24 protein-coding genes are annotated in these 25,127 nt (G+C 65.8%); 13 read left to right on the forward strand and 11 right to left on the reverse strand.

Going from position 1 to position 25,127, the window contains the following annotated elements:
• Nucleotides 1–171 precede the first annotated feature (171 nt).
• From GTH33_RS14390 to paoC, 5 genes are all read left to right on the forward strand, one after another.
• Nucleotides 172–582, forward strand: coding sequence for a DUF2147 domain-containing protein (locus tag GTH33_RS14390; RefSeq protein ID WP_163958981.1), 411 nt, complete (start codon nt 172–174; stop codon nt 580–582).
• A 43-nt stretch (nt 583–625) separates the two neighbouring features.
• A complete protein-coding gene (locus GTH33_RS14395) occupies nt 626–1,924 on the forward strand; it encodes an OmpP1/FadL family transporter (RefSeq protein ID WP_163958982.1) in 1,299 nt (432 codons plus the stop codon).
• Between the two features lie 172 nt (nt 1,925–2,096).
• Nucleotides 2,097–2,732, forward strand: a complete 636-nt coding sequence (gene paoA / locus GTH33_RS14400) for an aldehyde dehydrogenase iron-sulfur subunit PaoA (RefSeq protein WP_163958983.1) — start codon at nt 2,097–2,099, stop codon at nt 2,730–2,732.
• Nucleotides 2,729–3,691, forward strand: a complete 963-nt coding sequence (locus GTH33_RS14405) for an FAD binding domain-containing protein (RefSeq protein WP_163958984.1) — start codon at nt 2,729–2,731, stop codon at nt 3,689–3,691. Before paoA ends, GTH33_RS14405 begins: the two co-directional genes overlap by 4 nt.
• The gene (gene paoC / locus GTH33_RS14410; protein ID WP_163958985.1) at nt 3,688–5,907 is read left to right on the forward strand and encodes an aldehyde oxidoreductase molybdenum-binding subunit PaoC; all 2,220 of its coding nucleotides are present in this window, start codon (nt 3,688–3,690) and stop codon (nt 5,905–5,907) included. Before GTH33_RS14405 ends, paoC begins: the two co-directional genes overlap by 4 nt.
• Here paoC and GTH33_RS14415 read toward each other — a convergent pair.
• The gene (locus GTH33_RS14415; RefSeq protein WP_243848222.1) at nt 5,879–6,355 is read right to left on the reverse strand and encodes a hypothetical protein; all 477 of its coding nucleotides are present in this window, start codon (nt 6,353–6,355) and stop codon (nt 5,879–5,881) included. The genes paoC and GTH33_RS14415 overlap by 29 nt on opposite strands.
• 167 nt (nt 6,356–6,522) lie before the next feature.
• Between GTH33_RS14415 and GTH33_RS14420 the strand changes: the two genes are divergently transcribed.
• A complete protein-coding gene (locus GTH33_RS14420) occupies nt 6,523–7,887 on the forward strand; it encodes a cryptochrome/photolyase family protein (protein ID WP_163958986.1) in 1,365 nt (454 codons plus the stop codon).
• A 456-nt stretch (nt 7,888–8,343) separates the two neighbouring features.
• Nucleotides 8,344–9,885 carry an MFS transporter gene (locus tag GTH33_RS14425; protein WP_163958987.1) on the forward strand — a complete coding sequence of 514 codons (1,542 nt, stop codon included), beginning with the start codon at nt 8,344–8,346 and terminating at the stop codon, nt 9,883–9,885.
• 9 nt (nt 9,886–9,894) lie between these two features.
• Here the strand turns inward: GTH33_RS14425 and GTH33_RS14430 are convergent, their stop codons facing one another.
• Nucleotides 9,895–10,788, reverse strand: coding sequence for a LysR family transcriptional regulator (locus tag GTH33_RS14430; RefSeq protein ID WP_163958988.1), 894 nt, complete (start codon nt 10,786–10,788; stop codon nt 9,895–9,897).
• A gap of 93 nt (nt 10,789–10,881) precedes the next feature.
• Here GTH33_RS14430 and GTH33_RS14435 point away from each other — a divergent pair, with 93 nt between their 5' ends.
• The gene (locus GTH33_RS14435) at nt 10,882–12,954 is read left to right on the forward strand and encodes a malate synthase G (protein ID WP_163960090.1); all 2,073 of its coding nucleotides are present in this window, start codon (nt 10,882–10,884) and stop codon (nt 12,952–12,954) included.
• 16 nt (nt 12,955–12,970) lie between these two features.
• Here GTH33_RS14435 and GTH33_RS14440 read toward each other — a convergent pair whose 3' ends face one another.
• Nucleotides 12,971–13,561 carry an NADPH-dependent FMN reductase gene (locus tag GTH33_RS14440; RefSeq protein WP_163958989.1) on the reverse strand — a complete coding sequence of 197 codons (591 nt, stop codon included), beginning with the start codon at nt 13,559–13,561 and terminating at the stop codon, nt 12,971–12,973.
• Nucleotides 13,562–13,623: 62 nt separating this feature from the next.
• Nucleotides 13,624–14,322, reverse strand: coding sequence for a pirin family protein (locus GTH33_RS14445; RefSeq protein ID WP_163958990.1), 699 nt, complete (start codon nt 14,320–14,322; stop codon nt 13,624–13,626).
• A gap of 90 nt (nt 14,323–14,412) precedes the next feature.
• Here GTH33_RS14445 and GTH33_RS14450 point away from each other — a divergent pair, with 90 nt between their 5' ends.
• Entirely contained in the window at nt 14,413–15,336 is a 924-nt protein-coding gene (locus tag GTH33_RS14450; protein ID WP_163958991.1) for a LysR family transcriptional regulator, read from the forward strand.
• On the opposite strand, the gene GTH33_RS14455 is transcribed toward GTH33_RS14450, so the two are convergent.
• A complete protein-coding gene (locus GTH33_RS14455; protein ID WP_163958992.1) occupies nt 15,333–16,334 on the reverse strand; it encodes an NAD-dependent epimerase/dehydratase family protein in 1,002 nt (333 codons plus the stop codon). The genes GTH33_RS14450 and GTH33_RS14455 overlap by 4 nt on opposite strands.
• A gap of 55 nt (nt 16,335–16,389) precedes the next feature.
• Here GTH33_RS14455 and GTH33_RS14460 point away from each other — a divergent pair, with 55 nt between their 5' ends.
• On the forward strand, nt 16,390–16,887 hold the full coding sequence (locus tag GTH33_RS14460; RefSeq protein WP_163958993.1) for a hypothetical protein: 498 nt from the start codon (nt 16,390–16,392) through the stop codon (nt 16,885–16,887).
• A 348-nt stretch (nt 16,888–17,235) separates the two neighbouring features.
• Here the strand turns inward: GTH33_RS14460 and GTH33_RS14465 are convergent, their stop codons facing one another.
• The gene (locus GTH33_RS14465) at nt 17,236–19,833 is read right to left on the reverse strand and encodes a M1 family metallopeptidase (RefSeq protein ID WP_163958994.1); all 2,598 of its coding nucleotides are present in this window, start codon (nt 19,831–19,833) and stop codon (nt 17,236–17,238) included.
• Nucleotides 19,834–19,980: 147 nt separating this feature from the next.
• Here GTH33_RS14465 and GTH33_RS14470 point away from each other — a divergent pair, with 147 nt between their 5' ends.
• Complete coding sequence (locus GTH33_RS14470; protein WP_249054908.1) at nt 19,981–20,946, forward strand: NAD(P)H-dependent flavin oxidoreductase; 966 nt, start codon at nt 19,981–19,983, stop codon at nt 20,944–20,946.
• Nucleotides 20,947–21,107: 161 nt separating this feature from the next.
• Here the strand turns inward: GTH33_RS14470 and GTH33_RS14475 are convergent, their stop codons facing one another.
• Both GTH33_RS14475 and GTH33_RS14480 read right to left on the reverse strand, forming a co-directional pair.
• Nucleotides 21,108–21,566: a DUF1465 family protein gene (locus GTH33_RS14475; RefSeq protein ID WP_163958995.1), complete on the reverse strand. Its 459-nt coding sequence runs from the start codon at nt 21,564–21,566 to the stop codon at nt 21,108–21,110.
• A 91-nt stretch (nt 21,567–21,657) separates the two neighbouring features.
• On the reverse strand, nt 21,658–21,855 hold the full coding sequence (locus GTH33_RS14480) for a YdcH family protein (protein WP_163958996.1): 198 nt from the start codon (nt 21,853–21,855) through the stop codon (nt 21,658–21,660).
• 212 nt (nt 21,856–22,067) lie between these two features.
• Here GTH33_RS14480 and GTH33_RS14485 point away from each other — a divergent pair, with 212 nt between their 5' ends.
• On the forward strand, nt 22,068–22,223 hold the full coding sequence (locus tag GTH33_RS14485; protein ID WP_163958997.1) for a YdcH family protein: 156 nt from the start codon (nt 22,068–22,070) through the stop codon (nt 22,221–22,223).
• 39 nt (nt 22,224–22,262) lie between these two features.
• Here the strand turns inward: GTH33_RS14485 and GTH33_RS14490 are convergent, their stop codons facing one another.
• Together GTH33_RS14490 and dksA are read right to left on the reverse strand one after the other, a co-directional pair.
• Nucleotides 22,263–22,601 carry a PilZ domain-containing protein gene (locus GTH33_RS14490; RefSeq protein ID WP_163958998.1) on the reverse strand — a complete coding sequence of 113 codons (339 nt, stop codon included), beginning with the start codon at nt 22,599–22,601 and terminating at the stop codon, nt 22,263–22,265.
• A 127-nt stretch (nt 22,602–22,728) separates the two neighbouring features.
• A complete protein-coding gene (dksA, locus tag GTH33_RS14495; RefSeq protein WP_243848246.1) occupies nt 22,729–23,160 on the reverse strand; it encodes an RNA polymerase-binding protein DksA in 432 nt (143 codons plus the stop codon).
• Nucleotides 23,161–23,606: 446 nt separating this feature from the next.
• Here dksA and GTH33_RS18035 point away from each other — a divergent pair, with 446 nt between their 5' ends.
• The gene (locus GTH33_RS18035) at nt 23,607–24,587 is read left to right on the forward strand and encodes a hypothetical protein (RefSeq protein ID WP_163959000.1); all 981 of its coding nucleotides are present in this window, start codon (nt 23,607–23,609) and stop codon (nt 24,585–24,587) included.
• Between the two features lie 76 nt (nt 24,588–24,663).
• Here GTH33_RS18035 and GTH33_RS14505 read toward each other — a convergent pair whose 3' ends face one another.
• The gene (locus GTH33_RS14505) at nt 24,664–25,125 is read right to left on the reverse strand and encodes a host attachment family protein (protein WP_163959001.1); all 462 of its coding nucleotides are present in this window, start codon (nt 25,123–25,125) and stop codon (nt 24,664–24,666) included.
• Nucleotides 25,126–25,127 lie beyond the last annotated feature (2 nt).

Raw genomic sequence — 25,127 nt, forward strand, 5'->3', positions numbered from 1 at the left:
GGGCCGCCAACTGCCGTATACGGCAGTGGACTCGCCATTAGGTTACCGTTCATCTTGGCACGGTAATGTGAGGCGAAATCCAGTGCGACCGTACAGATACGGCGTGAAGCTCACACGGCTTGATCGGTCCCCGCGGCTGTTAGCGGGCGCCATGGAGAGGAGATTACCGCAATGTCCCTGCTGTTGCTCGGCGCCCTGCTTGCCGCCGCCCCGGCCCCTGCTGCCGACATCGCCGTCGGTCGCTGGAAGACCGAGACCAAGAACGGCATCGTCGAAATCCAGCGCTGTGGGCCGTCGATCTGCGGTCGCCTCGTCTCCTCCGACCTCCTGCGCCAGCGTCCCGACCTGAAGGACGCCAACAACCAGAACGCCGCACAGCGCGGTCGGCCGTTGAAGGGCCTCATGCTCATCAGCGGTTTCACCGTCGATGGCGACGCCTGGGCCGGTGGCCAGATCTACAACCCCGACGACGGCAAGACCTACAAGGCGAAGGTGACGCCGGTCGACGCCAACACCCTGAAGGTGCGCGGCTGCGTCTTCGTTCCGCTCTGCAAGACGCAGACCTGGACGCGCGTTCGCTAATCCTCGTCAGACCCTCTACCAGTAAGCTTTAGGAAGACCCTCTATGTCCCTGCGTTTCAAGGCTCCCCTGCTCGCGTCGGCGATCATCGGCTCGTTCGGTTTCGCCACGGTCGCCCACGCCCAGGCATTCTACCTTCAGGAACAGTCGGCGCGTGGCGCCGGCCGCGCCTTTTCAGGTGAGGTCGCCGATACCGGCCCGCAGTCGCTGTGGTGGAATCCCGCCGCGATCGCAGGCATGGAGCGTGGCGAGGCCGCGATCAACGCGTCTGCGATCCTGCCGAAGGGCAAGGTCGTCAACAATGGCACGGTGATCCGTCGTCCGGGCGGCCAGTTCGCGCCGGTGGGTGGCGACCAGCTCGCCAAGAATCCGATCGACAACGGCATCCTGCCCTCGGGCGCGATCGCGATGCCGTTCGGCCCGGTCGCGATCGGCCTCGCCGTGACGTCGCCCTACAGCTTCACCACCGATTACGACACGACCAGCTGGACCCGCTACAGCGCGACCCGCACCAAGTTGCAGACGATCGATATCCAGCCGTCGATCGCGATCGCGCTGACCGACTGGCTGCGCGTCGGCGGCGGTGCCAACGTCGAGCACGTCTACGCCAGCCTCGCCAACGCTCTGCCCAACCTGTCGGCGGCGCTGCCGGACGGCCGCCAGCGGCTTGAGGGGGACGGCTGGGATCTCGGCTGGACCGCCGGCATGCAGATGCACAACGACTGGGCGACCGTCGGTGTCAGCTACAAGTCGCGCATCGAGCACACGCTGAAGGGCGACCTGCTGGTCGACGGCCTGCAGGGTCCGCTCGCAGCGCAGAACCGCACGCTCAGCGATATCGAGGCGAGCTTCTACACGCCTGCGCAGGTCATCGTCGGCGCCCGCATCCGCGCCACCCCGGCGCTGACGCTCAACGGCCAGGCCGTTCGCTACAATTGGAGCAAATTCGACGCCATTCGCCTCGGCGCGCCGCTCAACCAGTCCCTCCCCGAAAACTACCGCGACAGCTACAGCCTCGCCGGTGGCCTAGATTACGCGGTATCGCCGCAGCTTACGCTGCGCGCGGGCGTCCAGCACGCCACCACGCCGACGCAGAACGGCCTGCGCGATGCGCGCGTGCCGGATGCGAACCGCTGGAACTACGGTGCCGGCGGCACTTTCCAGCTGACGCCGAAGATCGGCATCGATCTCGCGGCGAATTACGTCGACTTTAAGGACACGACGATCGACCGGGTGACGGCCGCCTACGCCGGCAGCCAGGTGCAGACGCCGGTCGTCACCAACGGCTTCCTGCGCGATGCCAGCGCCGTGGTGATCTCCGCCGGCGCCCATATCGGCTTCTGATCATAGGAAATCCGGGTTCCGCACTACGATGGGTGGAACCCGGACCTATCGTCTTGCGTACATCCAACGAGCGTTTGCTCTGGATGGACAGGCCGCGTTAGTGCACCTCTGGAGCCAGTGAACGCCGTGGTCCCCGATCGCGGCGTTTTTCCACGATATCAGGGGGCCTTTCATGAGCCAGAGTGAATTCCAACCGTCTCGCCGTAGCGTGATCGCCGGCGGGACAGTCGGCGCCGCTGCGGCGGCGTTGCCGGCCGAGGCCGCGCCGTTGCCGTTGCAGGAGCGTGCTGCACCGCCGACCATGCCGGTGACGTTAAAGGTCAACGGCCGGACCAATCGTGTCGATCTCGACACCCGCACCACCCTGCTCGACGCCCTGCGTGAACATTGGAAGCTGACCGGAACCAAGAAGGGTTGTGATCATGGCCAGTGCGGGGCCTGCACGGTGCTGGTCGACGGCCGGCGCATCAATTCCTGTCTGACGCTGGCGGTGATGCATGACGGCGACGAGATCACGACGATCGAAGGCCTCGGCAAGCCCGACGACCTGCATCCAATGCAGGCCGCTTTCATCAAGCATGACGGCTATCAATGCGGTTATTGCACGCCCGGCCAGATTTGTTCGGCGGTGGCGGTGCTTGACGAGATCAAGCGTGGCGTTCCCAGCCACGTCCAGTCCGACATCACCGGCGCCGCACCGTTGACCGCAACGGAAATGCGCGAACGGATGAGCGGCAACATCTGCCGCTGCGGCGCTTATTCGAACATCATCGAGGCGATGAGCGACGTCGCGGGGGTAAAAGCATGAAGGCCTTCACCTACGAACGTGCCCAGTCGCCGGCAGCCGCTGCGGCGGCCGTCGCGGCCAAGCCGGGTGCGAAGTTCATCGCCGGCGGAACCAATCTTCTGGACCTCATGAAGTTGCAGATCGAGGAGCCGGTGCATCTGGTCGACGTTAATCGGCTGAAGCTCGACAAGATCGAGCCGACTCCGGATGGTGGCCTGCGGATCGGTGCGCTGGTGCGGAATACCGATCTGGCTGCCGACGAACGCGTCCGTCGCGATTACGGCGTTCTCACCCGGGCGATTGTCGCCGGGGCCTCGGGCCAGCTCAGGAACAAGGCGACGACCGCAGGCAATCTGCTCCAGCGGACGCGCTGTCCCTACTTTTACGACACCAACCAGCCCTGCAACAAGCGCAAGCCCGGTTCGGGTTGCGCGGCGATCGGCGGGTATAGTCGGCAGCTCGGCATCATCGGTACCAGCCAGGATTGCATCGCGACCTATCCGGGCGACATGGCGGTGGCCATGAGGGTGCTCGACGCGACGGTGGAGACGGTGCAGCCGGACGGCCAAACCCGTCGTATCCCGATCGCCGATTTCCACCGGCTGTGGGGCGACACCCCCCATATCGACACCAATCTGCGCGCCGGCGAGCTCATCACCGCGGTGACCCTGCCGAAACCGGTCGGCGGCACGCATATCTATCACAAGGTCCGCGACCGGGCATCCTATGCCTATGCACTGGTATCGGTCGCGGCGATCCTGCAGCGTGACGGCAGCGGCCATGTTGCGATCGGCGGGATCGCACCCAAGCCGTGGCGGGTCGAAGCGGCGGAGGCGGCGCTGCCGCAAGGGGCCAAGGCGACCGCCATGCGGCTGCTCGCCGGTGCCCGCCCGACACAGGACAATGCCTTCAAGGTTCCGCTGGTCGAACGTACGCTCGCCGCGGTGATCGCAGAAGCCAAGACCGGGAATATCTCATGAAGTTCGACACACCCGCAGGCCGGAACCCGATCGACCAGCTGAAGGTCGTCGGCAAGCCGACCGACCGCATCGACGGCAAGTTCAAGACCACCGGCACCGCGCCCTATGCCTATGAACGCCATGACGTCGCGCCGAACGCGGCCTATGGCTACGTCGTCGGCGCCGGCATCGCCAAGGGGCGGATCGCCAGCATGGACCTCGCCGCCGCCAAGTCGGCACCGGGCGTCATCACGATCGTCACCGCCGACACCGCCGGGCCGTTAGGCAAGGGCGACATGAACACCGCCAAGCTGCTCGGTGGCCCCGCGGTGGACCATTACCACCAGGCGATTGCGCTGGTCGTCGCCGAAACGTTCGAACAGGCCCGTGCCGCCGCGGCCATGATCCGCGTCGACTATGCCCGCGACAAGGGTCGCTTCGACCTCGACACGGCTTTGAAGACTGCGCCGTTGAAGGGTGACAGCAGCGGCGAAGGCAGTGCCGCGTCGCCGGTGGATCGCGTCGGCGATTTCGAAAAGGCGTTCGCCGCTGCTCCGGTAAAGCTGGACGCGCGCTATGCAACGCCGGACCAGAGCCACGCGATGATGGAGCCGCACGCCAGCATCGCCAGCTGGCAGGGTGACAAGCTGACCTTGTGGACGTCGAACCAGATGATCGCCTGGGGCAAGGGCGATGTCGCCAAAACGCTCGGCATTCCCAAGGACAACGTCCGCCTCATCTCGCCGTACATCGGTGGCGGGTTCGGCGGCAAATTGTTCGTCCGCGCCGATGCGGTGCTTGCGGCACTGGGGGCAAGGCAGGCCGGTCGTCCGGTCAAGGTGACGTTGCAGCGCCCCTTGATGATCAACAACGCGACCCATCGTCCGGCGACGCGCCAGCGCATCCGGCTGGGGGCGGGCAAGGATGGCAAGCTGACCGCGATCGCCCATGAGAGCGGTTCGGGCGATCTGCCCGGCGGCGGCCCCGAAACGGCGGTGTCGCAGACCAAGCTTCTGTATGCCGGTGCCAATCGGCTGACGTCCATGCGTCTTGCGGTGCTCGACCTGCCCGAGGGCAATGCGATGCGCGCGCCCGGCGAGGCACCGGGCCTGATGGCGCTGGAAATCGCGATGGACGAGATGGCGGAGAAGCTGGGGATGGACCCGGTGGAATTCCGCATCATCAACGACACGCAGGTCGACCCGGAAAAGCCCGAACGTAAATTCTCGCAGCGTCAGTTGGTCGAGTGCCTGCGGATCGGCGCCGACACATTCGGCTGGGCGCGACGCAAGGCGACGCCGCGCTCGATGCGCGATGGCCGCTGGCTGGTCGGCATGGGGGTTGCCGCCGGGTTCCGCAACAACATCACGATGAAGTCCGCCGCGCGCGTCGGCATCGACAAGAAGGGCGTGGTGACGGTCGCCACCGACATGACCGATATCGGTACCGGCTCCTATACTATCATCGCCCAGACCGCCGCCGAGATGATGGGCGTGCCACTGGACAAGGTCGTCGTACTGCTCGGCGACAGTTCGTTTCCGGTGGCCGCCGGATCGGGTGGCCAGTGGGGCGCCAACAGTTCCACGGCGGGCGTGTATGCGGCTTGCATGAAATTGCGCGAGACAGTGGCGCAGAAGCTTGGCTTCAACTCCGCCGACGTCGAATTTGCCGATGGCAAGGTACGGGCAGGCAATCGCAGCGTGTCCTTGGCCGAAGCCGCCGGCGATCAGGGTATTTCGGCAGAGGATGCGATCGAATTCGGCGATCTGGCCAAGAAGGCGCAGCAATCGACCTTCGCCGGGCATTTCGTCGAGGCGGCAGTCGACGCCTACACCGGTGAAATCCGCATCCGGCGCATGCTGGCGGTTTGTGCCGCGGGCCGCATCCTCAACCCCAAATCGGCGCGCAGTCAGGTCATCGGTGCCATGACGATGGGAGTCGGCGCGGCGTTGATGGAGGAACTCGCGGTCGACACGCGCTTCGGCTTCTTCGTCAACCACGATCTCGCCAGTTACGAAGTGCCGGTCCACGCCGACATTCCGCACCAGGAGGTGATCTTCCTTGATGAGGTCGACCCGATGTCGTCGCCGATGAAGGCGAAGGGTGTCGGCGAACTCGGCCTGTGCGGCGTCGGCGCCGCGATCGCCAATGCGATCTACAACGCGACGGGCGTTCGCGTGCGCGAATATCCGGTCACGCTGGACAAGATCATCGGCGATCCGGCGATGGTGGCGTGATCGCGTCGCGGGGACGGGCAATCGGCCCGTCTCCGCGAGCGAACGTCACCGCCGCGATATGGAGGGGGTAATCGCGGTCATCCTCCGCCATCCACGTGCCGCCCTTGGCATCGATCAGGTAGAAACGGCAGAAGATGCTGCGATCGCCCGCAAACCGCAGGCAGACGCGATCCGGCGTGATGCGATAGCGTCCCACCGTGTCGGGTCGGTCGTAGCTCAATGTATAGGTGTCGCCGACGGCTGCGAACCGTTCGACCGGCGGCGCCCCTGATCCGACGGCTGCGCGCGTTTGCACGCTGCCGCGAACAAGCTTTTCCAGCGCATCTCCGCGCACGAGCGTCATGGCGGCCGAACCGCGGATCGGCACGGGCAAGCGCGGCGGCGCAGGTTCCGGCGCCGAAGGCGAACACCCCGCCAGCAACAGCATCGCCGTCAGTGATCGCCTCATCTGCATGTCCCGCTCCGCGATGCGATCACCGACGATGCGGTCATGCACACGCTCTATTGCTCGCACCAGCGCCATTGCGACCAGCGCGACCGTCGAACAAGCCCGAATAGACGATGCATATGGCAGCGGCAGGAACTTCGGCCGCATTGGGCCGCTTGAGGACGTGCATGACCCAACCGACTATCCTGTGGCTGCGGCAGGACCTTCGCCTCCACGACCAGCCCGCCCTCGTCGCCGCCGCCCATGAGGGCGCGGTCATCCCCGTCTACATCCTCGACGATGCCGCGGCCGGATCGTGGGCGATCGGTGGCGCCCAGCGCTGGTGGCTTCACCACAGCCTGACCGCCCTCGATGAGGCGTTGCAGGCCAAGCACAGCCGCCTGATCCTGCGTCGCGGCGATACGGCCGCAACGCTTGCCTCGCTGATGCAGGAGACGGGAGCCACGCGCATCCACGCCATTCGCCACTACGAGCCTTGGTGGCGCGAGGCGGAGACCGCCCTCGGCGACGCGCTGGAACTGCACGATGGCAATCATCTCGCGCGGCTGGAGGACGTGACCACCGGCGCCGGCACGCCCTTCAAGGTCTTCTCATCGTTCTGGCGGGCGATCCAGGCGCATCTGCCCCCGCCCGAACCGCTGCCGGTGCCGCACACCATCGCCGCCCCTGCGCATTGGCCGGCCAGCGATACACTGACCGACTGGGATCTGTTGCCGACCGCGCCGGACTGGTCGCAGGGATTTGCCACCGACTGGACGCCGGGCGAAGCCGATGCCCTGGCGAAGGCGCACGATTGGCACCGCGACGTCGCCGCCTACGATCGGCGGCGCAACCTGCCGTCCGAAGAAGGGACGTCCCGCCTGTCCCCGCACCTGCATCATGGCGAGGTGTCGCCGCGCACCGTCTACCACGCTTTGCGCAAACCGGCGGAGGCCGCCGCGTTCCTTCGCGAGCTCGCCTGGCGTGATTTCACGTCGGGTGTTCTCCTGGCCCTGCCCCGTTATGGCGACACGAACGGCCGGCCGAAATACGATGCCCTGCCGTGGCGCAAGGGTGCCGGGGCAAAGGCGGACCTGAAGGCGTGGCAGCAGGGACGGACCGGCTATCCGATCGTCGATGCCGGCATGCGGCAATTGTGGACCAGCGGCTGGATGCACAATCGGGTACGGATGATCACCGCCAGCTTCCTCGTGAAGCACCTGCTGATCGACTGGCGCGAAGGCGAGCGCTGGTTCTGGGATTGCCTGGTCGATGCCGACTACGGCAACAACGCGGTCAATTGGCAATGGATCGCCGGCACCGGAGTGGACGCCAACATGTTCGGCCGCATCATGGCGCCGCTGAGCCAGTCGGAGAAATTCGACGCTGCGGATTATATCCGCGAATGGGTACCGGAGCTGAAGGATCTGCCGGCCGCCGCGATCCACGACCCCGACGACCATGGCGTCCGTCCGGCCGCCTATCCGGCCAAGATCATCGGCCATCGCGAAGCACGCGAACGCGCATTGGCGGCGGCTGCAACGTTAAGGTGAGCGGACAGTCCGCCGCGGGCAACTCGTACCGGGCAGCGCACCGATCGGCCAAGTCCGCGGTTCAGCCGTCGCAGCTTCGGGTCGTGCATGGCAAGTCGACGCACGGGGAAACCCGGCCGATCTTGGCCAATGAACCTGTCCCGCTGCCGGGCGGCCAACCCGACACAAGCGGCCTTCCCCGTCGGGATTGCTGACCCTCCCCCGTCAAACGTGAGGTTACAGGCATGGAAAGCATCATCGATCCCTCTCCGCAATCGCGCGATCGATAGCATCGGTTGCGGATTCCCGGCATCTGGCAGCGTAACTGGCTGACCGCCGAGCAAGCCGCCCGGCCGCCCCCTCCACTTTTTCGCAACCGACCCTATATGACGGTCAGCGACGCGGCCCCGCAGCAACGATCGGCCCCCGCTTACCCGGAGAGGCATCGTAAGCGACAGAAAGCCGTACCCTCTCGTCATGCATCTCCATATCCCCGCCGTACTCGATCCGCGTCACCTGTTACGGCCGCGGCGGCGTGGGATAGCATCGGTCAACGCCGAGGTTCGCGACGGCATCGTCCCCGCCGGCGACGGGATCGCGACCACCGCCGACCATGACGGCGGCACTGCGCCGACACGCAATTACCGGACGATCGCGCTCATCATCGCCACGGCGATGTTCATGGAGCATCTGGATGCGACGGTCCTCGCCACCGCGTTGCCGACGATGGCGCGCGACTTCGGCGTCGCGGCGCCGGCGATGAGCATCGCGCTCACCTCGTACCTGCTCGCGCTCGCCATGTTCATCCCCGCCTCCGGTACGATGGCGGACCGGTTCGGCGCGCGGCCGGTGTTCCGCGCCGCCATCGGCCTCTTCGTCCTCGGCAGCCTCGCCTGCGGACTGGCGCCCAGCCTCGAATGGATGGCGGTTGCGCGCTTCATGCAGGGCATCGGTGGTGCGATGATGATGCCCGTGGGGCGACTGGTGCTGCTGCGTTCGGTCGCCAAGCGCGACATGGTGTCGGCGATGTCGTGGCTCATCATGCCGGCGCTGATCGGGCCCATCCTCGGACCGCCGTTGGGCGGTATCATCGTCACCTATCTCGACTGGCGCTGGATCTTCTGGCTCAACCTGCCGATCGGCATCCTCGGGATCGTGCTGGTGGGGCGGTTCATCGCCGACATCCGCGAGGAGACGCCGCATCCCTTCGATCCCGCCGGCTTCGTCCTGTCGGGCGCGGCGCTTGGCTGCCTGCTGTTCGGATTCGAAATGGCGAGCCGTCCGGGCGAAGGCACGCTGGCGGCGATCCTCGTCGGCGTCGGTGCGCTGTTCGGTGCCGCCTATTGGCGTCATGCCCGCCATGCTGCCCACCCCATCCTCGACCTGTCGCTGATGCGGATCACGACGTTCCGCCTGTCGGTGCTGGGTGGCTCCCTGACCCGGATCACTCAGGGTGCACAGCCGTTCCTGCTCCCCCTGATGATGCAGCTCGCCTTTGGCCTCACCGCCGCGCAAAGCGGTGCGATGACGGTCGCTACCGCGATCGGATCGTTCGGCATGAAGGGGCTGGCTCGCCGCATCCTGAAGCGGTTCGGCTTCCGTAACAGCCTTATCGTCATGGGGTTGGGTGCCACCGCCGGATACGCCCTCTGCGGTCTGTTTCGCCCTGATTGGCCATTGCCCGCCGTATTTGCGGTGCTGGTCGCCTCCGGCTTCCTGATGTCGTTTCAGTTCACCGCCTATAACACGATCGCCTATGACGAGATCGGGAAGGAGCGGATGAGCGCGGCGACCAGCTTCTATTCGACCTTCCAGCAGCTGATGCTCTCGCTCGGCATCTGCATCGGCGCGACCGCGCTGCATGTATCGATGGTATGGCAGGGACGACAGGCGGTCGCATTCCCCGATTTCACCTTCGCCTTCTGGACGGTCACGGCAATCTCGTTGCTCGCGATCTTCGTCAACATGGCGTTCGATCCGCGCGCCGGGGCGGAGCTGAGCGGCCGCGATAGCGCATGAGCACGGCGATTAGACCGCCCACCCCGCCTCATCGATCACCGTGCGCAGAAACGCGACGAACGCCTCGATAGCAGGAGGGATCGCCTGGCTGCGCAAATGCACCGCATAGACGCCGACGTCCTGCGAACCCTCCCATTCCGGCAGAACGCGAACCAGGCGCCCGCTCCGCAGGGCATCGCCGACATCCCACAGCGAACGCAGCGCGATACCCACGCCGCCGATCGCCAGCTCGCGTACCATCTCGCTCGAATTGGTGCGCACATGGCTGTCCTGCGTGATCTCGATGCGCTGCCCGCCGGCAACCAGACGCCACGGCATCTGCCCCGCCGCGGCCAGCAGCCGGTGCCGGGCAAGGTCGTCGATCGTCGCGGGCGTTCCCCGCGCGGCGAGATAAGCGGGCGCGGCACACAGGATGCGACGGCTGGTCGCCAGCCGATGTGCCACGACATTTGCCGGCACGTCCGAGGCGATGCGGATCGCGCAATCGATCCGTTCGCCGAGCAGGTCGACGAACCCGTCGCCCAGGTCGAAGGTCAGGTCCACGGCAGGGTGCGCGACCAGAAAGCTGCCGAGGTGCGGCGCGATGTGCAACCGTCCGAACGACGTCGGGGCGGATACGCGCAGCGGCCCCGCGGGGCGACCGCGCGCCCCCGTCAGGCGCGCCTCCGCAGCATGTAGCGCAATCAGGATCGCGCCGAGATCGACGCAAAAGCGCTCGCCGGCTTCGGTCAGCGCCAGTCGCCGCGTCGTTCGATGCACCAGCGTCACACCCAGCCTCGCCTCCAGCCGCTGCAATCGCTTGGACACCATCGCCGGCGATATCCGCAATGCCCGTGCCGCCGCCGACAGGCTACCCGCATCGGCCACCGCGGCGAACAAGGCATAATCGGGATCGAAGCCCATTCGTTCTTCCTGCGATCAAGTGCTTCAACATCTTGCATGCTAGTGAATGGATGCTGCCGCGTCTATCAACGGGATAATTGGAGGGGACGCATGATGACGCACTTGGCCGGTCTGGATATCGCTCCCGAACTCGCGACGTTCCTGAACGGGCGCGTCCTCCCCGGTACGGGATTGGACCCCGAGGTCTTCTGGTCGGGCGTCGCGGCGATCTTCGCCCGGTTCACGCCGGAAAACGAGGCGCTGCTGGCCGAACGCGAGCGACTGCAGGCTGCGATCGACGACTGGCATCGCAGCCATGGCGCGGACCCGGCCGGTTATGAAACGTTCCTGCGCGACATCGGCTATCTCGTCGCCGAGCCGGAGGCGTTCGCGATCGACCCGCAGAACGTCGATCCGGAGATCGCGCAGATGGCCGGCCCGCAGCTCGTCGTGCCGATGCTCAACGCCCGTTTCCTGCTCAACGCCGCCAATGCGCGCTGGGGCAGCCTGTACGATGCGCTATACGGCACCGACGCCCTGCCCGGCATAGCCAAGCCTGGCAGTTACGATCCGGATCGCGGCGCGCAGGTCATCGCCTGGGCAAAGGCGTTTCTGGACGATGCCGTACCACTCGCCGCCGGCCATTGGGCCGACTGGACCGGCGGTACGCCCGAACTTGCCGATCCCACGCAATTCGTCGGCAGTGCCGGCGACACATTGCTGTTCCGTCACAACGGTTTGCACGTCGAAGTGGTGATCGATCGCGACCATCCGATCGGCCGCGGCGATCCCGCCGGCATCGCCGATGTCGTGCTCGAATCCGCCCTCACCACGATCTGCGATCTTGAGGATTCGATCGCGGCCGTCGATGCGGAGGACAAGGTCGCGGCCTATGCCAACTGGCTCGGGTTGATGCAGGGCGACTTCGCCGCAAGCTTCGCCAAAGCCGGCCGAACGATCACCCGCGCGCTCAATTCCGACCGCCTATACATCAGGCCGGACGGTACCACGCTGACGCTGCCGGGACGCAGCCTGCTGTTCGTGCGCAACGTCGGTCACCTGATGACCAATCCGGCGGTCCGCCTGCCGGCCGGTGGCGAGGCACCGGAAGGCATTCTCGATGCGATCGTCACCGCGTTGATCGCGCTCCACGACCGGGGGCGCAACAGCCGCACCGGATCGATCTATATCGTCAAGCCAAAGATGCACGGCCCCGCCGAAGCGGCCTTTACCGATCGCCTGTTCGACGCGGTCGAGGACCTGCTCGCCTTGCCGCGCCACACCATCAAAGTCGGCCTGATGGACGAGGAGCGGCGCACCAGCGCCAATCTGGCGGCCTGCATCCATGCCGTGCGTCATCGCCTGGTGTTCATCAACACCGGCTTCCTCGATCGCACCGGCGACGAGATGCATACCGCAATGCATGCCGGCCCGATGATCCCCAAGGGCGAGATGAAGAGCAGCAGCTGGATCGCCGCATACGAAAACCGCAACGTGCAGATTGGTCTCGCCTGCGGCCTGTCGGGCAAGGCGCAGATCGGCAAGGGCATGTGGGCCGCACCCGACCGGATGGCCGACATGCTGGACCAGAAGATCGGCCATCCGCAAACCGGGGCCAACACCGCCTGGGTCCCCTCACCCACCGCCGCGACGCTGCACGCCACCCACTACCACCGGGTGGACGTCATCGCCCGCCAGCGCGAACGCGGGGCAGAGGCGGTGGCGCCCCTGGCGGCCTTGCTGACCGTTCCCGTCGCCGCGGCGGGACGGAACTGGGCGGCGGACGAGGTCCGGGCGGAGCTCGACAACAATGCGCAGGGCATCCTCGGCTATGTCGTGCGCTGGATCGACCAGGGGGTCGGCTGTTCCAAGGTCCCCGACATCCACGACATCGGCCTGATGGAAGATCGTGCGACACTGCGCATTTCGTCGCAGCACATGGCGAACTGGTTGCTCCATGGGGTGGCGGCGCCGGCGGACGTCGATGCGGCGTTCGCGCGTATGGCGGCAAAGGTCGATGCCCAGAATGCCGACGACCCGCTGTATCGGCCGATGAGCGGCCATGAACGCGACAGCATCGCCTATGCCGCGGCCCGCGCGCTGGTGTTCGACGGGATCGCCCAGCCGAGCGGATATACCGAACCCCTGCTCCACCGCTTCCGTGCGGCGCGAAAGGCTGCCGGCTGATCGCCGGTCGGCGGGGTCAATAAGGCGGTGCGCGGCGCTGCCGCTGCGCACGCGCCGCATCCGTCCACCATGACAGGTCGTCGGCAAAGCGGGGGAACGCCTTGACGAGGCTCGCACCGCCGTCACCCATCGCTTCGCCGTCCTCGGACAGCGCCTTGCCGATGCCGCCGACCGCCAGCGTGCTCGACACCACGACCATGCCCATCTCCGACAGGATGCCGTGCCAGGCGAGCCCGGCACGCGCCCCGGCGAAACGCCCCGCCGAATAACTGGCGATGGCGGCGGGCCGCCAGAACCATTCCTCCAGAAAGTGATCGGTCAGGTTCTTGAGGCCGGGCTGGACGCTCCAGTTATACTCGCCTGTGACGAACACGAAAGCATCGGCCGACTTGATCTTGGCGGCGAGCGCTTCCAGCGCCGGCGGAGCCTCGCCTGGCGCATATTCCTTATACATCCGGTCGAGCATCGGCAGATCCAGCACCTTGGCGTCGATCAATTCGGGGCTGGCACCCCGCTCGCGGAATGACCTCACCAGATATTCGGCCAATCGAATCCCCTGCCGATCGGATCGGTAGGAGCCATAGAAGATCAGGATGTTGTCGCTCATCGCCTGTCCTTCGGGGCTCCGTCCGGAAAGCGCAAGCGCGCCGGTCCGGACGGAACAGGGGGTCAGGCCGCGTCGACCAGCACGATCTCGGCATCCTCGGTCGCGGTGACCCGGATCACCCGCTCATCGACGATCGCCGCGCCGTCGCGTGCGTCCAGCGCCACACCATTGACATCGATCCTGCCGGTCGCGGGCACGAGATAGGCGTGATGGCCGGCGCCCAACGCATATTCCGCGGTTTCCCCCGCCTTGATCGTCGCACCGACGACCCGGGCATCGGTGCGGATCGGCAGCGCGTCGCCATCGTCCGCGAAACCGCTGGCGAGCGTCACGAATTTGCCCGAACGCTCGCCTTTCGGGAACGGCTTGGCGCCCCAGGACGGCGCGGCGCCACGGGTCTTCGGTTCGATCCATATCTGGAAGATCGTGGTCGCATCCGTCTCGCGATTATACTCCGAATGACGCACGCCCGAACCCGCACTCATTACCTGCACGTCACCGGCTTCGGTGCGACCCATGTTGCCCAGGCTGTCCTGATGCGTGATCGCGCCGGTGCGAACGTAGGTGACGATCTCCATGTCGGCATGCGGGTGCGGCGGAAAGCCGGTTCCCGCCGCGATCGTGTCGTCGTTCCACACGCGAATCGGGCCCCAACCCATCCGTTTGGGATCGTAATAGCTCGCGAACGAAAAATGGTGCTTGGCATCCAACCAACCGTGGTCGGCACCGCCCAGGGTGGCGAAAGGACGACGTTCGATCATGCTCTATCTCCGTATCGATCTGCTGAACCCAAGATGAAGACGTTGCCGACTTGACGAAAGAGCAATGATGGCATTTCATCATTTCCGATAATGACACGACGTCTACCCGATCTCGAAGCCTGGGCGATCTTTTCCAGGGTCGCCGAACGCGGCTCGTTCGCAGGCGCGGCGCAGGCGCTCGGCCTGTCCAATCCAACCGTGTCCAAGGCGATCGCCCGGCTGGAGGCGCGGCTGGGCGTGGCGCTGCTGTCGCGCACGTCGCGTCGTCTATCCCTGACCGAGGCTGGCCGCACGGCATTGGAGCGCGCCAGTCGCATTCTCGAGGACGGCGAGGCACTGGAGGAAGAAGCCGCCGAGCAATCCGATGTCCCACGCGGTCGCGTGCGCATCAGCGCACCGCTGTCCTTCGGAACGGCCTATGTCGGCGCCACCCTGCCGGCGTTCCTTCGCCAATATCCGGATGTGACGCTCGATTTTGCCTTGAGCGACCGGCGCGTCGACCTGATCGCCGACGGGTTCGACATCGCGCTGCGGATCGCCGCGCTCGAAGACAGTTCGTTGCTCGCACGGCGGCTTTGCACCGTGCGCATCTTGCTGGTCGGATCGCCGGCCTATCTGGACCGTCATGGGCGACCGACGCACCCGGCGCAGCTAAACGATCATCATGCGCTCGGCTATACCGGCGGTACCGGTCGAGGGGTCTGGCGCTTTCATCATCCGCGGTTCGGGGAAGAGACGGTCGAGCCACCAATCCGTATGTGGACCGACAATGCCGATCTGCTCAATCCCGCGCTGCTGGCGGGTGAGGGACTGGCGCTCCAGCCCGAATTCCTCGTCTGGCGCGAGATCCAGCGCGGCGAGCTGGAGGTCGCCATGTCGGAATGGAGCGTGCCCGCGCTGGGCCTTCACCTGCTCACCCCGCCGAGCGCGTTGCGCCCGCTGCGCGTGCAGGTGCTGATCGATCATCTGTCCAAGGCGCTGGCCAAAGCGCCTTGGGCGACATCGACCTCCTAGATCCGGTGATAGTCGCGATACCAGTCGACGAAGCACGGTACGCCGACGTCGATGGCGGTGGTTGGGTGATAGCCGAGTTCGACCTCGATTGCGGTGATGTCCGCCGCGGTACGGACGACATCGCCGGGCTGAATCGGTAAATTGTGGCGGATCGCCGGCCTGCCGGTCGCCTGTTCCAATAATGCGATGACGCGTCCCAGCGGTTCGGATTTGTTGTTGCCGATGTTGTAGAGCCGATGCGGCGCGATGCTGCCCCCCGCCTTTGCCTGCCCGTCGTCCGGCGGCGGGTTGTCCAGCGCGGCGATCACCCCGGCCACGATGTCGTCGATGAAGGTGAAGTCGCGTTCCATGCGGCCATCGTTGAACACCGGTATGGGCCGCCCTTCGAACATCGCCTTGGTGAAGATCCACATCATCATGTCGGGCCGCCCCCACGGACCGTAGACGGTGAAGAAGCGCAGGCCGGTGAGCGGCAATCGATAGAGATGCGCATAGCTTTCGCTCATCACCTCGTTGGCGCGCTTCGTCGCGGCATAGAGCGACACCGGGCGATCGACGCGATCCTCGACGCGAAACGGTACCGAGGTGTTGCCGCCATAGACCGAGGAGGAGGATGCGTAGACGCAATGCGCCACCGCCCTGGCCCTCGCCACCTCCAGCAGGTTGAGATGACCGACCAGGTTCGATTGGCCATAGGCTTCCGGATGGTCGATCGAATAGCGGACGCCCGGCTGCGCACCGAGATGCACGATCCTGTCGACGTCGTAAGGCGCGAGCGCCACCCGCAAGGCAGCGGCATCGGCGAAGTCGACGCGCATGAAGACGAAGCGCCCGCCATGCCGCTTCGTAAGACGGGCCAGCCGCGCGTGCTTAAGGGCAGGATCGTAATAGTCGTTGATCGCATCGATCCCGATCACCGTATCGCCGCGCGTGAGCAGCGCATCGGCGACACTCATGCCGATGAACCCTGCCACGCCGGTCACCAAAATCGTCGCCATCGCCGCCCTGTCCAGTCCTGCTTGCATGAACGCCCTACCGGCAAAGCCTTAAGGGATGGAACACAGGACGGCACGCTCGACGGTCTTCTGCAACGTCGATCGGGCAGTATGGCGGACGATCGGCGGAACGGCGGAACGGCTCTTGCCGTTCACCCGTCGCGCCGCCTATCCGGGTGGCATTGGTCCGACGGGAGGCATGGCGATGCGTGGTGTGACGGTAGGCGTACTGGGACTGAGCGCGATGCTGGCAGCATGTGGATCGCCCCCCGCGGCGGAGCAAGCCACCGTCAACACCAGCGCCGCGCCGGCCGAAAAGGGGTATATCGCCAAGGTTCTCGCCTTGCCGCCGCGCCAGTTGAACGGCGTGCTGTACCGCGCGATCGACGATGCCAAGCGCCCCTGCCAGGGCATCGCCGAAGCGGTGCGACAGGGTGACCGCAACGGCAAGCCGGTCTGGGCGGTGCGCTGCGTCGACAACAGCGCCTGGCTGATCGCCCTCGGCGACGATGGCATGGCCGATGTCACCGGCATTCCCGGAACGCCTGGCAACTGACCCCGGGCCTCCCGATAGTCGAGGGCAACCCGGCGGACGGTCCAAAGCTGATCTCGTCACATACATAGTCGCAGGGTGTGTCGACATTCAGCCCGCTACCTCCCCAGCGGAGGCCGGGACCCAATTGGGGCAGGCTGGTGATGAGGCGCATGCCAGCGTCACAGCGTCTTTCCCAACCGGGCCCAGCCCTTCGCCGGGGCAGCCAGCTGGTCCAAATGCCGTCGCGCTGCTGAATATCGATCCGATCCCGTCAGCGGATATTGCGCACGACGGTTGCGGACGGCCTGCCTATAATTCCGGTTCCCCGGTCCATCCCCGACACGGGTCGGGGATGGACCGGGTTATAGATCAGCCGGCCTTGGCGACCCACGCCGCCACCGCGGGGCGCAGGCGGTCCGCCGCAGCCTTGCGAACGGCGATGCCGGAGATCACGCGCCGTGCCGGACCGCGGGAGGTTTCCGGCAAGGTTTGGGCAAACGCCTCGATCTTCTTGGGCATCGCCGGATCGTCGGAGCCTGCACCCAGGCCGACGACGAACCCCGACCGGCTGCTTTCTTCGATAAAGCCTTCGACCAGCGGACGATTGGCGACGGCCCAGTCGAACGCCATGTCGGGATGGCCGCCCGATACCGCGCGCAGCAACGCCGCCTTTTGCGGGGCAGTGAACGTGTCGGTCTTCAGCAGCGCAAGCGCGCGCATGGCGATGGCATCGTCGTGCGCCGCGCCGAGCAGCGAAACGAAGCGGTTCTTGGCGACCGGGTTGGTTTCCGCCCTGGTCAGCGCAAGCAACTGCTCCCAGTCCGCCGCGGTCGCATTGGCCGCGAAGGTGGAGAGGATCGGCTGGCGGATCGCGGGAGGGATCGCGGTGGGATCGGTCGCCAGCTTGTCGACATAGTCGCGTGCCTGGCGCAGCACCGCAGGGTCGCCGCTCTGCCCGAGCCGCCCGATCAGGCTTTCGCGAAGGTTGCCGACCAGCGGTGATTCCCCCGCCGTCGCGGAAAAGCCGATCCGCTTCAGCACCGGCGCGAGGATCGCAGCGGTCTTCGCGGTCAACGGGGCGGCGAGCGGCGTCCCTTCGAACATGCCGTTCAGGCCACCCAGTCGCGCCGACACCAGCGACCATTCCAGCGGATCGGCCGCCGGTCCGACCTGCTCCATCATCGCGAAGAAGCGCGACAGGTCCTGATAGCCGCCCGCCGCCAGCGCGTAATCGTCGGCGAGCGTGCCGAGGCGGTCGGCAAGCGGCAGACGGACATAGTCGCGCACCAGCGCATCGTGCGCGGGCTGGTCGTACATGACCCTAGTATAGCTGCCCTTGCCCTTGTTGACGATCAGCGTGCCGCAGCCCTTCACCGATACCGTGGTCGCCGGGCCGGTGACGACGCTGCGCGTCTCCGCCCCGCCCAGCGGGCCGACGACCAGCGGCACGTTCCATGTCTGCGGCGTCCTGGAGGCGGCATCCATGCCGAACCGTCCCTGCGCCAACGTCGCCCTGGTCGTCCCGCCGACGCACGTCGCGCTGCTGAGCGTCACCAGCGGCACACCGCCCTGCAGCGTGAAGCCGTGGGCGATGTCGGCCACCGGCTGCCCCGCCGCGGCGGACAGCTCGGCCCACAATTGTTCGGTTTCAGTGTTCCCGTATTTGTATTTGGCCATGTAGCGACGGATGCCGTCGCGGAACGCCTCGGCGCCCAGCGTCGATTCCAGCATGCCGATGACGGCCTGCCCCTTCATATAGGTGATGCCGTCGAACGCTTCGCCGATCTGGTCCACGGTCTGGATCTTGCGGATGATCGGATGGGTGGCGGCGGTCGCATCGATCCCCATCGCCGCTTCGCGATCAGACGATACGGCGGCGGCATCCGCCTTCCACGTGGGATTGAGGTCGGCGGCCGACTTGTTCTCCATCCACGAGGCGAAACCCTCGTTCAGCCACAGGTCGTCCCACCACCGCATGGTGACGAGGTCGCCGAACCACTGATGCGCCATTTCATGCGCGACGACGGTGAAGATGCGCTGGCGGTTGCTTTCCGTCGCGCGCTTGGCATCGAACAGCAGTTCCGGCTCGAAATAGAAGATCGCGCCCCAATTCTCCATCGCGCTGAAGAACTGGCTGGACCCCGGCCCTGCGATCATGTCGAGTTTCGGCAAGGGATAGGGCTGGCCGAAATAGCTGTTGTAATACGGCAGCAGGCGCTTTGCCTGCTCCAGCGCATAATCGCCCTGATCGGACACGCCGCGGCGGGTGACGACGCCGATCTCGACAGGGTGCCCGGCCGATCCCGCCTGCACCGTCTTGCGTTCCAGATCGCCCATGCCGAGGTACAAGAGATAGCTCGACATGATCGGCGTCTCGGCGAAGCTGTACAATTGGGTATTATCCGCCTGCTTGACGACCGAGGTGACCGGCATGTTGGACAAGGCGAGCTGCCCGGCCGGCGCCACCGCCTTCAACCGGAACTTCGCCTTGAACGCGGGCTCGTCCCACGTCGGCGCGAAGCGGCGTGCGTCCGCCGCCTCGAACTGGGTCGCGAGCATCCGCGCCTTCGACCCGTCCTGATTGGTGTAATCGATCGCGAACAGGCCCGCGGCGGACTGGCCGATCTTGCCGGTCCAGCGAAAACCGACGGTGTGACGCCCGACCGTCGCGGCGCCGGGAAGGGTCAGCGTGACCTGCTGACTGGGGGCATCCAGCGTGAAACGGACCGGCTTGCCATCGAAGGTCGCCGCACCGATGGCGAGATCGGTCGCATTCAGCGTGATCGTCCGGGTGGCGGCCTTGACGTCGATCGCGACGGTTTCGGTGCCGGTGAAGGTCATCGCCTGCGCATTCGGGGTGACGGCAATGTCGTAGACCAGCGGTATGACATCGGTGGGCAGGCTTCCCGCAGCAAGGGCGGGCGTGGACACGGTGAGTGCGAGGGCAGCGGCAACGGCGAGCTTCATCTGTCGGACGACTCCATATCGATGGAACAGGGGGATCGGTAAAACGGACTGACGTATGTCAGCGGCCATACGCCTTTGATCCACGACGGCAAGTCGGCGCCCGCTGGACAGGCAGATCGGTTTCGGTAAACAACCTACTCCGAGAGGATGCCGACGTTTATGATACCCAACATCTTTGACCGCCTGACGCTGCCCGTCATCGGATCGCCGCTGTTCATCATCTCCGGTCCGGACCTCGTGATCGCGCAATGCAAGGCGGGGATCGTCGGGTCGTTCCCTGCGCTAAACGCCCGCCCGCAGGCACTGCTGGATGAATGGCTGCACCGGATCACCGAAGAACTGGCGGCCCACAATCGCGACCATCCCGACGCCCCCGCCGCCCCGTTCGCGGTCAACCAGATCGTCCACAAATCGAACGACCGGCTGGAGGCGGACCTGGAAACCTGCGCCAAGCGGCAGGTGCCTATCGTCATCACCTCGCTCGGCGCGCGCGAGGACCTGAACACCGCCGTCCACGGCTGGGGCGGGATCACGCTGCACGACGTCATCGACGACCGCTTCGCGCGCAAGGCGATCGAAAAAGGCGCCGATGGCCTGATCGCCGTCGCGGCGGGTGCCGGTGGTCATGCCGGCAAGCTGTCGCCGTTCGCGATCATCCAGGAAATTCGCCAGTGGTTCGACGGGCCGCTCGCCCTGTCGGGATCGATCGCCACCGGCGGTGCGGTGCTGGCCGCGCAGGCGATGGGTGCCGATTTCGCCTATATCGGATCGCCCTTCATCGCGACGACCGAGGCGAATGCGGCGGAGGATTACAAGGCGTCGATCGTCGCCAGCCGCGCTGCCGACATCGTCTATTCGAACCTGTTCACCGGCGTCCATGGCAACTACCTGCGCAGTTCGATCGCGGCATCGGGGCTCGATCCGGACAATCTGCCGGAGGGCGACCTGAAGACGATGGACTTCGGCGGCGGCAACGGGTCGAAGGCCAAGGCCTGGCGGGACATCTGGGGATCGGGACAGGGGATCGGCGTGGTCGACCGCGTCGAAAGCGTCGCCGATCGCGTCGCGCGGCTGCGCCACGAATACACCCTGGCGAAAGACCGATTGGCCTAGGTCGGATCGACATTCAACAGTGCGACGGCAATTGAACACCGGTTGAGGCCGGGGCCCAATTGGGAAAGCCGCTGTGAAGCTGGCATGCGCTTCATCACCAGCCTGCCCCAACCGGGCCCCGGCCTCCGCCGGGGAAGTACAAGGCTGAATGTCGATATACCCTAGAAGGCGAGCGCCAGCCGATCGTGCAGGTGGTGGACCGGACTGGGCGCGAGCTGGGTTTCCAGTGCGCTGTCGAGCAGCCCGACGCGGCGGTGCAAATTGGCGCTGGCCTCCACCAGCGCTCGCGCCCGCCGCGGCAGGGCATCGATCAGATGCGCATCGAACTGGGGGGCGCTGCCCAGCCTGCGCGCCGGGTCCAGCGCCTCGCGCGGGCGCAATTCGCCCGCATCGATCGCACGCTGGGTGAGCAGCCACGCGATGACGTGCATCAGCCGCGTCGTCACCTTGAGCGATTCGCACGAAAAGCCGACACGGATCAGGGGATCCAGCGCCTCCCGCTCGGCGCGACCCGCCTCGTCGAAATACGACCGCGCCTCGTCCGCCAGCAACATCGCTTCCGTATACAGCGAGTCGATCAGGCGGCGGTGGATACGCGATTCAGAGGGGCGGCCGGTCATGACGCGGTGGTGGCACAGCCATGACGCGCTGCCCAGCACGACGTGCAGGCCGACTGTACCAAACAGAGCCGGTCGCGGCGGCCCCGATGCGTCAGGCGATGATGTCCGGGATCAGCTGGTCTTCGCAATTGGCGATCTCGTCGCGCAGCCGAAGCTTGCGCTTTTTCAGCCGGGCGATCTGCAACTGGTCCGGGATGCCGGTGGTGGCGAGCGCATCGATCGCCGCGTCGAGATCACGATGCTCGGTCCGCAACAGGTCGAGCCGGGCGATGATCTGCGTTTCGTCCATGCCAACATCCCTCGAACCTGCGTTTCCCTAACCCAACGCACGCCATCGACCAAGCACCACGCTGCACCATCGCCCGCCGCCCCGCCCCCGGGACCGGATCGTCGCACGATGTCCCTCGCTTAATCGCTTTCCCGCGATTCCGGTGAGGACTTTTCAAAGCTTCGGTGGTTTACTCGCTTCCCCAACACGCATGCATCAGGAGGTACACCGAAATGCAGACGACGCATCAACAGGCCCTGGAAACCAAGCATGCGGCGCTCGACCGCCGCATTGCCGACGAAGCCCACCGCCCGATGCCCAACTCCGCAATCATCGCAGACCTGAAGCGGCAGAAATTGAAGCTCAAGGAAGAGCTTACAGGCCTCTAGGCATAGCCGGCCCCTCCCTTTGCGGAGGGGCTTTTCGGATCAGCGGCCGGACTTCACCACCGGCTTTCGCGCCTTTTTGGGATCGATCTGGCGATCCAGCGCGATGCCGATGCGCCCTTCCGTGCACCAGGCGACCTTGCCCGACACCTCTCCGATTCCACGGACATCGAGGGTGACGGCGGTGCCGGGTTCCTTCACCATCGCACAATCGACCATCAACCCGCCTTCCGACAGGTTCCGGACGCGGACGTCGCGAACCGCCGATTCCCCGACGAACCGCAATTGCGCCATGAGGAACAGGCTGTCGCGGACACGGCTACGCTGCGACCCGCCGGCATCGTCGGACTTGGAAAACGGGTCGTGCGAAAAGCTGTCCATCGATGAAGCGACTTTCGTTTGCCGACTGATCGGCATGGGCGGACCATCGGCCACAACGACCGCTGGATACGCCCGCGCGCAGGTCGAAACCATAGCGAATATTGCAATCGGCCGCGTGGGCCGAACGTCAATCCTCGCGCGAGATCTTCTCGTTCCGCTCGTGCCGCTCCTGTGCTTCCAGCGTCATCGTCGCGATCGGACGGGCTTCGAGGCGGCCGAGGCTGATCGGTTCGCCGGTCACTTCGCAATAGCCGTATTCGCCTTCGTCGATCCGGCGGATCGCCGCCTCGATCTTCGACACCAGCTTGCGCTGGCGGTCGCGGGTGCGCAGTTCGATCGACCAGTCGGTCTCGCTCGACGCCCGGTCGGTCAGGTCGGACTCGCGCAGCGAATCGAGCTGAAGCTGGTTTAGCGTGCCGGCCGCATCCTCGAGGATCGCGTCCTTCCACCGCAGCAGCTTGTTGCGGAAATAGGCCTGCTGTCGCAGGCTCATGAACGGTTCCTCGGCACTCGGCCGATACCCGTCCTCATGCCAAACCCCTGCATCGTTTGCCGGCATCGGGTTCGAACTCACATCATTCACGCGACTGACTTGCGTTGCCATACCACTCTCCCTCCGGCCCCTTTTCGAACCCAGGGCCGCCCCCAAATGGTGAAGGCGCCTATAATCGTGCGCGTAGGGAACCACAAGCGATCAGAGTTGCCGAATCATACAAAGATGCGACCTTTTATTGCGATTTGCGTCCTTTATGTACTACGCGCGGCGGAATGGCATGCCGGAGAGTGGTTAACCATGCTGTCGCGTTGTGTTCCAGTCTGGCACGTTAACGTCGATCGCCCCACCTGAAACCGTGGAAAAGCGCGCCATCCGGCAAAGATCATGGTTAACACGCTTGCGCTTAATGGTTTGTTTTGCACTTGGTCCCATAGCAGGGAGGCTCTGCTCGCACCGGACGTCCGGGGCAGTGGCGCCGGCAACGAGAAAGTGACGTTATGTCCGTACGGATGGCATTGGCAAAGTTGTGCGCCTGCGCATGTGGGGGTGCATTGATCGGCGGCGGCGCCGTCCATGTCGCCGAACGTCCGAACCGCCCGACATACGTCAAGCAGGCGAAGAAGCGTGTCGTGGTCCGCCGGCAGGTCGCCGCCGTGCATCGCAGTGCGCGTCGCCGGATCGTCACCACCACCACTACGGCCTGTGCGCCGACGGTTGTCACCGTCGCCAGCCAGGCGGCCCCCGTACCGGTGCCCCTGCCCGCCGCCGAAGGGTTCGTCGGCGGTGGCGGCGGCGGCGTTCCGGTCGTCGTCGGCGGTAGCGGCGGCTGGGGTGGCGGTTTCGGCGGCGGGTTCGGTGGCGGCTTCTTCGGTGGCGGATCGTCCGGGTCGAGCGGCAGCATCGTGATCTCGTCCACCTCCAGCGGCGGCTCGTCCTCGACGTCCTCGGGCGGTTCGTCGACATCGTCCGGCGGTTCGTCGTCGTCGACCTCGAGCGGCGGCTCGTCGACCTCGACCGGAGGCGTCAGCAGCACGTCATCGACCTCGAGCGGCAACGTCAGCAGCACGTCGTCTTCGGGCAACGTCAGCAGTACATCGTCGTCCAGCGGCAACGTATCGTCCTCGTCCAGCGGCAACGTCTCCAGTTCGTCGAGCGGCAACGTATCGTCCTCGACGTCGTCCTCGTCCTCGTCCAGCGGTAACGTCTCGTCCTCGTCGAGCAGCAGCGGTTCGTCGTCGGGCTCCAGTTCGACCTCGTCGAGCAGCTCGTCCTACGGATCGAGCTCGAAGGGATGGAGCACCAGCGGTGGCTGGTCGTCGAACGGTGGCTGGACCTCCAGCGGCCATCACGGCGGCCCGCCTCCCGGCCCGCCGGGATCGTCCGGCGGGCCGCCCGCACCGGTACCGGCCCCGCCGATGGTCCTGCTGTTCGGCGCCGCTGCCGCCGCGCTCGTGGCGCGCAAGCGACTGGCCAGACCGCAGGCCGCCTGATCGCGCCGTATCGGTGACCCGCATGAAAAAGGGCTGCCGGACCATGGTCCGGCAGCCCTTTTCGCGTGCCCGGTCGTCAGGCCGAACGCAGCGCCTGTTCGATGTCCGGCACCGGATGCCCGGTCAGATCCTTGGCGAGCTCGCCCTTCAGCCGGTCGCTGACTTCCTTGTGATAATGCTTGCGCAATTCGCCCAGCGTCTTCGGCGGGGCGACGATGATGAGCGCTTCGAAGGCATTCGCAAGCGCGCGCCGCTTCAGCATGTCCGCCATGTCGGCGGCGAACCGGTCTTCTTCCTGCTGGTGATAGTCAGTTTCGCCCATCGATCCGCGCGAGGGTGCGAATTGCCCGTCGGCGCCGCTCCGGGTCGACGATGACGCGCCTGCCGCATCGGTCTTCTGGTCGCGATCGGCCGGGTTCACATGCTCCTCTGCATGCTCGACCTGCAGGTTGGGGAATTCGGCATCACCCTCGTTCCGGAAGAACAGGGCCTTGCGGCCATCCGCTACCAGCACGAACGCATTGTGGGGAACCTGCATCG

Source organism: Sphingomonas insulae, assembly GCF_010450875.1.
GTDB classification, from domain to species: domain Bacteria; phylum Pseudomonadota; class Alphaproteobacteria; order Sphingomonadales; family Sphingomonadaceae; genus Sphingomonas; species Sphingomonas insulae.